Genomic DNA, 10792 nt, shown 5'->3' on the forward strand with positions numbered 1-10792 from the left:
GTCGAGACGCCCTTCCGCCGCATGGTGTCCGAGTTCTGCGAGAGCAAGACCGCCGTCGTCGGGCTGGTGGTCTTCGCCTTCATCGTGCTGATCGCGATCTTCGCGCCGCTGCTGGCGCCGCAGAACCCCTATGACCTGGCGCAGCTCGACATCATGGACGGGCGCGTCGAGCCCGGCACCGTGGGCGGCGCCGGCTTCACCTACTGGCTCGGCACCGACGACCAGGGCCGCGACATGCTGTCCGGCATCATGTACGGGCTGCGCATCTCGCTCCTCGTCGGCGCCGGCTCGGCGATCATCGCCTGCGCCGTCGGCGCCTCGCTCGGCCTGCTCGCGGCCTATGCCGGCAAGCGCACCGACACCGTCATCATGCGGCTCGTCGACCTGCAGCTGTCCTTCCCCTCGATCCTGGCCGCGCTGATGATCCTGGCCTTCCTGGGCAAGGGCGTGATGAACGTCGTGCTCGCCCTGGTGATCGTCGAATGGGCCTATTACGCCCGCACCGTGCGCGGCACCGCGCTGGTCGAGCGCCGGCGCGAATACATCGAGGCGGCGCAGTGCCTGGCGCTGCCGACGCACCGCGTCATCTTCCGCCACCTGCTGCCGAACTGCCTGCCGCCGCTGATCGTCGTCGGCACCATGCAGATCGCCCGCGCCATCGCCCTGGAAGCGACCCTGTCCTTCCTCGGCCTCGGCGTGCCGATCACCGAGCCGTCGCTCGGCCTGCTGATCTCCAACGGCTACGAATACATGCTGTCGGGCAAGTACTGGATCAGCTTCTACCCGGGCATCGCCCTGCTGGTGACCATCGTCTCCATCAACCTGGTGGGCGACCAGCTGCGCGACGTGCTGAACCCGCGGCTCAAGAAGTAAGGGACGAGCGTATGGCCCAATCTCCCTCGGCTTACGCGGCGGCTGCCCCCGCCGGTGCGCCGACCCTGGAGGTCCGCAACCTCCAGACGCATTTCTTCACCCGCGCGGGCGTGGTGAAGGCGGTCGACGGCGTCTCCTTCACCGTCGGCCGCGGCAAGGTCCTCGGCCTGGTCGGCGAATCCGGCTCGGGCAAGACCGTCACCGGCTTCTCGATCCTCGGCCTGGTCGATGCGCCGGGCCGCATCACCGGCGGCGAGATCCTGTTCCACGGGCAGAACCTGGCCCGCCTGTCGGAGGAGGAGATGCGGCGCCTGCGCGGCAACCGCATCGCCATGATCTTCCAGGATCCGATGATGACGCTGAACCCGGTGCTCCGGGTCGACACGCAGATGATCGAGACCGTGCTGGCGCACAGCAAGGTCAGCAAGGAGGAAGCCCGCCAGCGCGCCCGCGACACGCTGGGCATGGTCGGCATCCCCTCCCCGGACGAGCGGCTGAAGAGCTATCCGCACCAGTTCTCCGGCGGCATGCGCCAGCGCGTGGCGATCGCCATCGCGCTGCTGCACCGCCCCGAGCTGATCGTCGCCGACGAGCCCACGACGGCGCTGGACGTCACCATCCAGGCGCAGATCCTGGCCGAGGTGCAGAAGCTCTGCGCCGAGACCGGCACGGCGATGATCTGGATCACCCATGACCTGTCGGTCGTCGCCGGCCTCGCCGACGACATCGCCGTCATGTATGCCGGCCGCGTCGTCGAGCGCGGCCCGGTCTCCGAGGTGCTCGACGCGCCGCTGCATCCCTACACCGCCGGGCTGATCGGCTCGGTGCCGAGCCGCAACAAGCGCGGCGAGCCGCTCAGGCAGATCCCGGGCATGACGCCCTCGCTGCTCAACCTGCCGCAGGGCTGCGCCTTCCAGACGCGCTGCCCGCGCGCCGCCGAGGTCTGCCGCCAGGATCCGCCGCTGGGCGAGCTGCTGCCCGGCCGCCAGGCGCGCTGTTTCCGCCCCTATCTTCCCAGCGGGGAGGCCGCCGCATGAATCCGGCGATCATCGAACTCAAGGGCGTCTCCAAGCGCTTCTCCAAGTCGCTCGACTTCGCCGGCCGCATGGCCAAGAAGCTCGGCGCGCCGGTGCGGGAAGAGACGGTCCATGCCGTCGACGGCGTCGACCTGACCGTCCGCAAGGGCGAGGTGGTCGGGCTGGTCGGCGAATCGGGCTGCGGCAAGTCGACCCTCGGCCGCATGGTCGCCGGCATCATGCCGGCCTCCAACGGCGAGATCCTGTGGCATGGCCGCCCGGTCGAGACCCTGCGCGGCGCCGAGGCCCGCAGGGCCAAGCTGCAGACGCAGATGATCTTCCAGGACCCCTACGCCTCGCTGAACCCGCGCATGCGGGTGGCCGACATCGTCGGCGAGGCGCCGCAGGTGCATGGCCTGGTGGGGCGCGGCCAGTTCGAGTCCTATGTCGACGAGCAGCTGCGGCGCGCCGGCCTCGACCCCTCGCTGAAGCGCCGCTACCCGCACCAGTTCTCCGGCGGCCAGCGCCAGCGCATCGGCATCGCCCGGGCGCTGGCCGTGCAGCCCGAGTTCATCGTCTGCGACGAGGCGGTGGCCGCGCTCGACGTCTCGATCCAGGCGCAGATCCTGAACCTGTTCATGGATCTCCGCCGCGAGCTCGACCTGACCTACCTCTTCATCAGCCATGACCTCGGCGTGGTCGAGCATCTCTCCGACCGCGTGGTGATCATGTATCTGGGCCGGGTGGTGGAGGAGGCACCGGCGGAGGAGATCTTCGCCCGCGCCAACCACCCCTATACCCAGGCGCTGCTCTCCGAGGTGCCGCGCATCGAGGCGCGCAAGAAGACCTTCGCCGGCGTCAAGGGCGAGATTCCCTCGCCGCTGAACCCGCCGCCGGGCTGCCACTTCCATCCGCGCTGCCCGCATGCCTTCGAGCGCTGCCGGATCGAGCGGCCGGCGCTGCGCGAGGTGGCGCCGGGCCACAAGAGCGCCTGCCACCTGAACGACAAGAGTTGAGGGGGAGGGGGGTGTAAACCCTCCACGCCCTTCGCCATTCTCCCCGCGAGAGGCCCGAGAGCCGGTGGACCCCCAGGTCCTCCGGCTCTTTCTTTATCAACTTCGGCAAGGAGCCGGCATGATCCGCCCGCTGCTTCTGGCACTTCCCGTGATGCTGGCCGCCTGCGCCGTCGAGGACGGCCAGCGCGTCCAGGAGGCGCGCGGCTCCCTGGTCGGCATGAGCCGCGCCGACCTCTATCTCTGCGCCGGCTTCCCCTCCAGGCGCGAGCAGATCGACGCGACGCGCGAGATGCTGACCTACGAGGTGGGGGGCGGCAATTCGAGCGGCCTCAACCTGACCCTGCCAGTGGTCGGGGCGCTGAACCTGACCGGCTCGGCCGGCTATTGCCGCGCCACCTTCGAGCTGATGGATTCGCGGGTGACCCGCGTGGGGTTCAGCGGGGACAAGGATCTGCCGGTGGCGCCCGACGCCGTCTGCGCACCGGCCATCCGGGCCTGCGTCGATGCGGCCAACGGGGTCCAGCCCCTGGCCCCGGCAACCACCCTGCCCGCCAGAGAGGGCTCCGCCCTCTCCGGACCTCTCCCGCCGGGGGGATAGTATCCCCCCGGACCCCGCCAATTATTCTTCGGTCGCCTCGGCGACGGGCAGGATCGCGGTTTCCTTGGCAGAGGTAATCGCCAGGATGGTCTCGGAACGCTCGACGCCCGGCTGCGCACGCACGAAATCCGCCACGAACCGCTCCAGGGCGGCCAGATCAGGCAGCCGGATCTTCAGCAGAAAACTCCAGGCGCCGGTGACATGGTGGCATTCCAGCACCGGCTCGGCGGCGCGCATGGCGATGCGGAAGGAATTCTCCTCCGGTCCCGGCCGCAGCGAGACGAAGACGAAGGCCAGCAGGGGGCAGCCGATGGCGCCAGGGTCCAGGTCGGCGCGCCAGCCGCGGATCGTGCCGCGCTCCTCCAGCCGCTTCACCCGCTCCGCCGTGGCGGACACCGACAGCCCGGCCACCTTGGCCAGCTCGGCAAGCCCCGCCGCCCCATTGTCCTGCAGGGCGACGAGAATGTTCCGGTCGATCACGTCCATGACGCGAGTTTATCCGGCGCCAGGGCTTTGTGAAACGCAAAATACACAAACGGCCGGAAGGGTCGCCCCTTCCGGCCGTTCGGCTACCTTCCCCTCGGGGGAAGCCAGATCAGATGTAGTATTCCTTCAGCGGCGCGAAGCCGTTGAAGCCCTGGCTGGCATAGCTGGTGACATAGGCACCGGTGGAGAGCAGCTCCACGCGGTCGCCGCTGTCCAGCGCCAGCGGCAGGCGGTAGTTCGACTTCTCGTACAGCGTGTCGGTGCTGTCGCAGGTCGGGCCGGCGATGGTCACCGGACCCTCGGCGCCGCCGTCATGCGGCGTGCGGAAGGCATACTTGATCGCCTCGCCCTCGGTCTCGGCCAGGCCGCCGAAACGGCCGATGTCGAGATAGACCCAGCGCACCGGATCGTCCTTCTCCTTGCGCGAGACCAGCACGACCTCGGAGGAGAGGATGCCGGCATCGCCCACCATGAAGCGGCCCGGCTCGATCAGGATCTCCGGCAGGGCATTGCCGAAATGCTCGACCATGGCGCCCATGATGGCATCGCCGAAGTCGTTGATCTCGGGCACTTCCTGGCGGTAGCGGACCGGATAGCCGCCGCCGAGGTTCGCCATGCGCAGGTTGATGCCGGCGTCCTTCAGGTCGCTGAACACCATGGCCACGCGGGCGATCGCCGCCTGGTAGGCGTCGGTGCGGGTCTGCTGGCTGCCGACATGGAAGGAGATGCCATAGGGGTCGAGGCCCAGGTCGCGCGCCTGGATCATCAGCTCCTTGGCCATCTCGGCCTCGCAGCCGAACTTCTTCGACAGCGGCCACTCGGCGCCGACATTGCCGACCAGGATGCGGCAATAGACCTTGGCGCCCGGGGCCGAGCGCGCCAGCTTCTGCAGCTCGCCCTCGGAGTCGAAGGCGAACATGCGCACGCCGGCGGCGAAGGCGGCCTTGATGGCGCTCTCCTTCTTCACCGTGTTGCCGAAGGAGATCGCCTCGGGCGCCGCGCCGGCATCCAGGCACATCTGCACCTCCTCGAGCGAGGCGGCGTCGAAGCTGGACTGCAGGTCGACCAGGCGGCCGAGGATCGGCGCGGCCGGATTGGCCTTCACCGCGTAGTAGATCCGGGCGGCGGGCATGGCGGCCTTCAGGCGGCCGTAATTCTCGGCGACGCGGTCGACGTCGACGACGAGGCACGGGGTCGCCGGGGCGACGTCGCGCAGGAAGCGGGAGACCTTCGAGGTCATCGCACACCCTCCATCCGATAGGGGAGGACCGGCCTCGCATTGCGAGGCGCGGCCCCAAGTTGACGAAACGGTCGAACGAACCAGCGACCAAAGAGAGGCCGGCAGCCGGGCTTGCGCCCATCGCCGGGGTTGCCAGAACGCTTGACGTCGTTGCGTAAACCTTTGGCCGATAAAGATCGGCCTGGGGCCAGAGGCACGTGCGTACTGCGTCTGCGGCGGCATATAGAGACGTGCGCCGCCGACGCAAAGAGTTTTCTGGGACGCGACCCGGTTTTTTTCCGCATGCCTCCCCTGCGGCGCCGGAAACTTCCCCCGAGCCGGGGCGGGGCGGCGGGGGGGCTTTCCGGCCGGAATGCAGACTGGGGCGAATCCCTCCGGCCGCGACTCGCCGCTTTCTGTTACATTCGGATGTCACCCGGCGCCGCGCCGTAGAGTCGCGCGATCGCCCGTGCCGCCTGCGCGGCCAGCGGCCGGATATCCTCCTCGGTGACCGGCCCGCTGAGCCCCAGCGTCGCCCGCAGGAAGAGATCGCCGCGCAGCAGGGAGAAGAACTGCTCGGCGATCAGGGGCAGGGGGGCGTCGGGCTGCAGCCGGCCACGCGCCGCCTCGCCCGCCAGCCAGTCCAGCAGCCAGCCGCGCAGGGTGACCGGCCCGGCGGCATAGAAGGCCTGGGCCAGCTCCGGCACCCTGGCGCCTTCGGAGACCACCACCCGGTGCAGCGCCCGCACCCGCGGCCGCAGCAGGAAGCGAAGCCAATGCGCGCCGAGCTCGGCCAGCGCCGCTTCCAGCGGCTGCGCATGGTCGGACAGGGCCTGCGGCACCAGCGCCTGCATCTGCCGGCAATTCTCCTCGACGATCTCCTGGAACAGCGCGTCCTTGCCCGAGAAATGCGCGTAGAGCGTCGCCTTCGACACCTGCGCGGCGCGCGCCACCGCATCCATCGACACCGGGCCGAAGCCTTCCTTCATGAAAAGCTCGGCGGCGGCATCCAGGATGGCGCGGCGCTTGGGCGAGATCTCGGTGGCGGCAAGGCTGAACGACATGATGCGCTGGAGTAGGGGCGGAGCACCCTCGGCTTCAAGAGGAAACTGAACGGTTCAGTTCACTCTTGACGTCGCCGGTGCGAAGGCGCATCTGCATCGGCGCACTGAACTGAACCGTTCAGTTTGTGGATGTCCTGTCATGAACGCTCCCGTCTCCCCTTCCGCCGCCGCCGATGCGGCCAAGGCCGCCAAGGCCGCGCCGCCGGCGCCCCGCCGCGGCGGGCTGCGCCGCCGGCTGCTGCTGCGCGTCCTGCCGGTGATCGTGCTGGCCGGGCTGGCGGTGGGCGGCAACTGGTACTGGCAGACCGGCCGCTTCCTGGCCGAGACCGACGACGCCTATGTCCAGGGCGACATCGCCGTGCTCAGCCCGCGCATCGAGGCGGATGTCGCCGCCATCCTGGTGGCCGACAACCAGCCGGTGACGGCGGGCGAGGTGCTGCTGCGGCTCGACGATCGCGACGCCCGGCTGCAGCAGCGCCAGGCCGAGGCCAGCCTGGCCGAGGCCGAGGCCGCCATCGCCACCGCGCGCGAGACCCTGGCGCAGATGGAGGCCCAGATCGCCGCCGCCGAGGCGCAGATCGAGACCGCCCGGGCCGAGCAGGTGCGCGCCTCCGCCGATGCCCGCCGCACCGAGGCGCTGGTCGGCGGCGGCTGGTCCTCCCGGCAATCGGCCGACCAGGCGATCGCGGCGCAGCGCAAGGCCGATGCCGCGCGCCAGGCCGCCGAGGCCGAGCTCGCCGTGCGCCGCCAGGCGCTGCCGGTGCAGCGCGCCCAGCTGGCCCAGGCCAGCGCCCGCCGCGACCAGGCCGCCGCTGCCCTGGCGCTGGCCGGCAACACCCTATCCTATACCGAGATCCGCGCCCCCTTCGACGGCATCGCCGGCAACCGCGCGGCGCAGCTGGGCCAGCATGTCCGCCCCGGCCAGCAGCTGATCGCCGTCGCCCCGCCGCCGGCCGCGCTGTTCGTCACCGCGAACTTCAAGGAGACCCAGCTGGTCGGCATGCGCCCGGGCCAGCCGGCCGAGATCCGCGTCGACGCCATCCCCGGCCATGCCCTGCATGCCCGGGTCGACAGCTTCGCGCCGGCGACCGGCAGCCAGTTCAGCCTGCTGCCGCCGGAGAATGCCACCGGCAACTTCACCAAGATCGTCCAGCGCGTGCCGGTGAAGCTGGTCCTCGAGCCGGGCCAGAGCGCCGAGGCCATCGCCCGCCTGCGCCCCGGCCTGTCCGTGGTGGCCGAGATCGACACCCGCGCCGACCCGGCCGCCCCCCGCGGGGTCTTCGCCGCCGCCGCCGCGACCCTCGGCCTGCGCTGAGAGGTCCGGGTGTCATGAGCGCCACGACCACGCGACCGGGGGCGCCAGCGGCGCCCATTGGAAAGATGTCGCCGCGGGCGATGGTCGGCTTCATGGCCATGGTTTTCGGCATGTTCATGGCGATCCTGGACATCCAGATCGTCTCCGCCTCGATCTCCGAGATCCAGGCGGGGCTGGCCGCCAGCCCGGACGAGGCCAGCTGGGTGCAGACCAGCTACCTGATCGCCGAGATCGTCATGATCCCGCTCTCGGGCTTCCTGTCGCGGCTGCTCTCGACCCGGGTGCTGTTCACCGTCTCGGCGCTGGGCTTCACCGTCTTCTCGCTGGCCTGCGCCATGGCCAGCAGCCTCGGCCTGATGGTGGTGTTCCGCGCCGCCCAGGGCTTCATCGGCGGCGCCATGATCCCGACCGTCTTCGCCGCCAGCTTTCTCCTGTTCCCGGGCGCGAAGCGGGCCAATGCCATGGTGCTGATCGGGCTGACGGCGACGCTGGCGCCGACCATCGGCCCGACGCTCGGCGGCTGGCTGACGCAGAGCTTCTCCTGGCACTGGCTGTTCCTGATCAACGTGCCGATCGGCGCGCTGATCGCCCTGGTCGTCTGGAACACCGTCGACATCGACCAGGCCGACCCGAAGCTGCTGGCCCGCTTCGACTGGTGGGGCCTGCTGTTCATGGCGCTGTTCCTGGGCAGCCTGGAATACGTCATGGAGGAAGGCCCGCGCTGGGACTGGCTGCAGGACGAGACCGTCGCGACCTTCGCCGCCATCGGCACCGTCGCCGGCGGGCTGTTCTTCTGGCGGGCGCTGTCCCGCGACGAGCCGATCGTCGACCTGCGCGCCTTTGCCAACCGGAATTTTTCCCTGGGCTGCGTGCTGAGCTTCACCATGGGGATCGGGCTCTATGGCTCGGTCTACCTGGTGCCGCTCTTCCTCGGCCGGGTGCGCGGCTACAACTCGATGCAGATCGGCGAGGTGATGTTCATCACCGGCCTCTGCATGTTCGCCGCCGCCCCCTTTGTCGGCCGGCTGCTGCAGCGGGTCGACCCGCGCTATCTGCTCTCGGTCGGGCTGCTGCTGTTCTTCCTGGCGCTCTACCTGACCGCCGGCCTGACCAGCCAGCACGCCTTCGCCGAAATGGCCTTCCCGCTCGGCCTGCGCGGCGTCGCCATGATGATGTGCATGGCGCCGATCAACGCCATGGCGCTGGGCACCATCCCGCCGGCCCAGCTGAAGGGCGCCTCAGGCCTCTACAACCTGATGCGCAACCTGGGCGGCGCCGTGGGCCTGGCGATCATCAACACCCTGGTGACCGACCGCTCCTACCTGCACCGGCTGCACCTGGCCGAGGCGCTGAACTGGGCCCGCCCGGCCGTCTCCCGCTACCAGGACACGCTGAGCGCGGCCATGGAAGGGCGGCTGGGCGATGCCGCCGATATCGCGGCGCTGGCGCGGATGAAGAACCTGGTGGTGCAGCAGGCGCTGGTGCTGGCCTACAACGACACGCTGCTGGTGATGGCCGGCTGCTTCCTGGCCTCGCTGCTGCTGGTGCCGCTGCTGAAGCGGGCGAGGGCTGGCGGGGGCGGGGACGCGCATTAAGCAAGCAAGGCCGGGGCAAGGAGCGGGACCTGCGGCCGGCTTAGCCGGCCGAGGCGCCGAATGGCGCCCGCGGCCTCTGCCGCGCAGCCAGGCACGCAGAGCGCGCGCCCGGCGTGTAAGGGCAGCAAAAAGCTCAGTTCATCATCATGCAGCGGCTGCGGGTGTCTTCGCGCCGGCTGATCACCTGGCAGGTGATCCACTTGCCGTCCTTGTGCAGCACATAGCCGATGCCGCCCAGATTCCCGGCCATGCCGGAAATCTGCCAGCCATCGTCCAGCAGCGCCTGCAGCGGCCGGTCGATCTCGCGGAACAGCGTCTCCTGTCCGGCCTGCGGCGGCCCGCTCTGCGCGACCGCACCGCCCGCGAGCCCCATCAGGCAGCAACCCGCGAGCAAGAAAGCCCTCACTTGATCAGGCCGGACATCGGGCTGGACGCATCGGCCGAGTAGTTCCGCGGCATCCGGCCGGCGAGGTAGGCATGCCGCCCCGCCTCGACCGCCGCCTTCATGGCGCGGGCCATGCGCACCGGCTCACGCGCATGGGCGATCGCCGAGTTCAGCAGCACCGCGTCGCAGCCCAGCTCCATCGCCTGCGCCGCCTCGCTCGCCGTGCCGATGCCGGCATCGACCAGCACCGGCACCTTGGCGTTCTGGATGATCGAGCGCAGCATGAAGGGATTGGTCAGGCCGAGGCCGGAGCCGATCGGCGCGCCCAGCGGCATGACGGCGACGCAGCCCATCTCCTCCAGCCGCTTGGCGGCCAGCGGGTCGTCGGCGCAATAGACCATCACCTGGAAGCCATCCTTGATCAGGGCTTCCGCCGCCTCGAAAGTCGCCGGCATGTCCGGGTAGAGGAAGGGCGGCGGGCCCAGCACCTCGAGCTTCACCAGGTTCCAGCCGCCGGCCTCGCGCGCCAGGCGCAGCGTGCGGACGGCGTCCTGCGCGGTGTGGCAGCCGGCGGTGTTGGGCAGGTAGGTGTAGGTCTTCGGGTCGACGAAATCCTGCAGCATCGGCGCGCCGGGATCCGACAGGTTCACCCGGCGGACGGCGACGGTGACGATCTCGGCGCCGCTGGCCGCGATCGCCTCGCCGGTCTCTTCCAGCGACTTGTAGCGGCCGGTGCCGACGATCAGGCGGGAGCGGAAGCGCTGCCCCGCGACCTCCCAGGAATCCTCGTCCGGAGTCGTGCCGCCCTGGTTCTGCATGCCGTCCATGGGATCAGCCCCCACCGATGAAGTGTACGATCTCGAGCGTGTCGCCCGCCGCCAGCGCGGTCGCGGCATAGGCGGAGCGCGGCACGATCTCCAGGTTGCGCTCGACAGCGACCTTGCGGGTGTCGAGGCTCAGCACCGTCAGCAGGTCGGCGACCGAGGCCGGCTGACGAATGAAACGGGCTTCCCCGTTGATGGTGATTTCGATGCTCTCCGCCATGCCGCGGAATGTGGCGCGGGCCGCGCCCGGGGGGAAGGGGGGCGGCGGCAGATCACCGCCGCGCCCAACGCTTGGATCGGACCCTCAGATCGACTGCTGCGCCGCGGGCCGGCTCGCCGGCGCCGGCTGCGGCGCGGCGGAGGGCTCGGTCGCCGGCGGGGCGGCCGAGCCCTCCGCCGTA

Annotated in this window: 12 protein-coding genes; 6 read left to right on the plus strand and 6 right to left on the minus strand. The window is 70.2% G+C overall.

Features of this window, described 5'->3' with window-relative positions; translation table 11 throughout:
* The 4 genes from BKE38_RS23245 to BKE38_RS23260 form a co-directional block, all read left to right on the plus strand.
* The coding region (locus BKE38_RS23245; RefSeq protein ID WP_076959609.1) for an ABC transporter permease at window positions 1-873 on the plus strand (873 nt) is incomplete at its 5' end.
* A gap of 11 nt (window positions 874-884) precedes the next feature.
* Window positions 885-1910, plus strand: a complete 1026-nt coding sequence (locus BKE38_RS23250; RefSeq protein WP_076959610.1) for an ABC transporter ATP-binding protein — start codon at window positions 885-887, stop codon at window positions 1908-1910.
* The gene (locus BKE38_RS23255) at window positions 1907-2905 is read left to right on the plus strand and encodes an ABC transporter ATP-binding protein (RefSeq protein WP_076959611.1); all 999 of its coding nucleotides are present in this window, start codon (window positions 1907-1909) and stop codon (window positions 2903-2905) included. The genes BKE38_RS23250 and BKE38_RS23255 overlap by 4 nt, the downstream gene beginning before the upstream one ends.
* A gap of 118 nt (window positions 2906-3023) precedes the next feature.
* A complete protein-coding gene (locus BKE38_RS23260; protein WP_076959612.1) occupies window positions 3024-3503 on the plus strand; it encodes a hypothetical protein in 480 nt (159 codons plus the stop codon).
* A gap of 21 nt (window positions 3504-3524) precedes the next feature.
* Here the strand turns inward: BKE38_RS23260 and BKE38_RS23265 are convergent, their stop codons facing one another.
* The 3 genes from BKE38_RS23265 to BKE38_RS23275 all read right to left on the minus strand — a co-directional run bounded on the left by BKE38_RS23265 (window position 3525) and on the right by BKE38_RS23275 (window position 6272).
* Window positions 3525-3989 carry an Lrp/AsnC family transcriptional regulator gene (locus BKE38_RS23265; RefSeq protein ID WP_076959613.1) on the minus strand — a complete coding sequence of 155 codons (465 nt, stop codon included), beginning with the start codon at window positions 3987-3989 and terminating at the stop codon, window positions 3525-3527.
* 109 nt (window positions 3990-4098) lie between these two features.
* A complete protein-coding gene (locus BKE38_RS23270; protein ID WP_076959614.1) occupies window positions 4099-5229 on the minus strand; it encodes a type III PLP-dependent enzyme in 1131 nt (376 codons plus the stop codon).
* Between the two features lie 398 nt (window positions 5230-5627).
* Window positions 5628-6272, minus strand: coding sequence for a TetR/AcrR family transcriptional regulator (locus BKE38_RS23275; protein ID WP_076959615.1), 645 nt, complete (start codon window positions 6270-6272; stop codon window positions 5628-5630).
* A gap of 139 nt (window positions 6273-6411) precedes the next feature.
* Here BKE38_RS23275 and BKE38_RS23280 point away from each other — a divergent pair, with 139 nt between their 5' ends.
* On the plus strand, window positions 6412-7587 hold the full coding sequence (locus tag BKE38_RS23280; protein ID WP_076959616.1) for an HlyD family secretion protein: 1176 nt from the start codon (window positions 6412-6414) through the stop codon (window positions 7585-7587).
* Between the two features lie 65 nt (window positions 7588-7652).
* Window positions 7653-9182, plus strand: a complete 1530-nt coding sequence (locus BKE38_RS23285; protein ID WP_242662548.1) for a DHA2 family efflux MFS transporter permease subunit — start codon at window positions 7653-7655, stop codon at window positions 9180-9182.
* Between the two features lie 133 nt (window positions 9183-9315).
* Here the strand turns inward: BKE38_RS23285 and BKE38_RS23290 are convergent, their stop codons facing one another.
* Genes BKE38_RS23290 through thiS form a run of 3 tightly spaced genes read right to left on the minus strand, consistent with a single transcriptional unit; the run spans window position 9316 to window position 10611 of the window.
* Window positions 9316-9555 (minus strand): hypothetical protein, encoded by a 240-nt coding sequence (locus BKE38_RS23290; protein WP_076959618.1) that lies wholly within the window; start codon window positions 9553-9555, stop codon window positions 9316-9318.
* Between the two features lie 29 nt (window positions 9556-9584).
* Window positions 9585-10394 (minus strand): thiazole synthase, encoded by an 810-nt coding sequence (locus BKE38_RS23295; RefSeq protein WP_076959619.1) that lies wholly within the window; start codon window positions 10392-10394, stop codon window positions 9585-9587.
* Window positions 10395-10398: 4 nt separating this feature from the next.
* Window positions 10399-10611, minus strand: a complete 213-nt coding sequence (thiS, locus tag BKE38_RS33870; protein WP_131829702.1) for a sulfur carrier protein ThiS — start codon at window positions 10609-10611, stop codon at window positions 10399-10401.
* Between the last annotated feature and the right edge of the window lie 181 nt (window positions 10612-10792).

Source organism: Teichococcus deserti (genome assembly GCF_001982615.1).
Taxonomy (GTDB): Bacteria; Pseudomonadota; Alphaproteobacteria; order Acetobacterales; family Acetobacteraceae; genus Pseudoroseomonas; species Pseudoroseomonas deserti.

Coding starts and splice junctions, on each gene's coding strand:
- BKE38_RS23250 (WP_076959610.1), top strand. CDS start 885: ATGGCCCAATCTCCCTCGGCTTACGCGGCGGCTGCCCCCGCCGGTGCG.
- BKE38_RS23255 (WP_076959611.1), top strand. CDS start 1,907: ATGAATCCGGCGATCATCGAACTCAAGGGCGTCTCCAAGCGCTTCTCC.
- BKE38_RS23260 (WP_076959612.1), top strand. CDS start 3,024: ATGATCCGCCCGCTGCTTCTGGCACTTCCCGTGATGCTGGCCGCCTGC.
- BKE38_RS23265 (WP_076959613.1), bottom strand. CDS start 3,989: ATGGACGTGATCGACCGGAACATTCTCGTCGCCCTGCAGGACAATGGG.
- BKE38_RS23270 (WP_076959614.1), bottom strand. CDS start 5,229: ATGACCTCGAAGGTCTCCCGCTTCCTGCGCGACGTCGCCCCGGCGACC.
- BKE38_RS23275 (WP_076959615.1), bottom strand. CDS start 6,272: ATGTCGTTCAGCCTTGCCGCCACCGAGATCTCGCCCAAGCGCCGCGCC.
- BKE38_RS23280 (WP_076959616.1), top strand. CDS start 6,412: ATGAACGCTCCCGTCTCCCCTTCCGCCGCCGCCGATGCGGCCAAGGCC.
- BKE38_RS23285 (WP_242662548.1), top strand. CDS start 7,653: ATGTCGCCGCGGGCGATGGTCGGCTTCATGGCCATGGTTTTCGGCATG.
- BKE38_RS23290 (WP_076959618.1), bottom strand. CDS start 9,555: ATGGGGCTCGCGGGCGGTGCGGTCGCGCAGAGCGGGCCGCCGCAGGCC.
- BKE38_RS23295 (WP_076959619.1), bottom strand. CDS start 10,394: ATGGACGGCATGCAGAACCAGGGCGGCACGACTCCGGACGAGGATTCC.
- thiS (WP_131829702.1), bottom strand. CDS start 10,611: ATGGCGGAGAGCATCGAAATCACCATCAACGGGGAAGCCCGTTTCATT.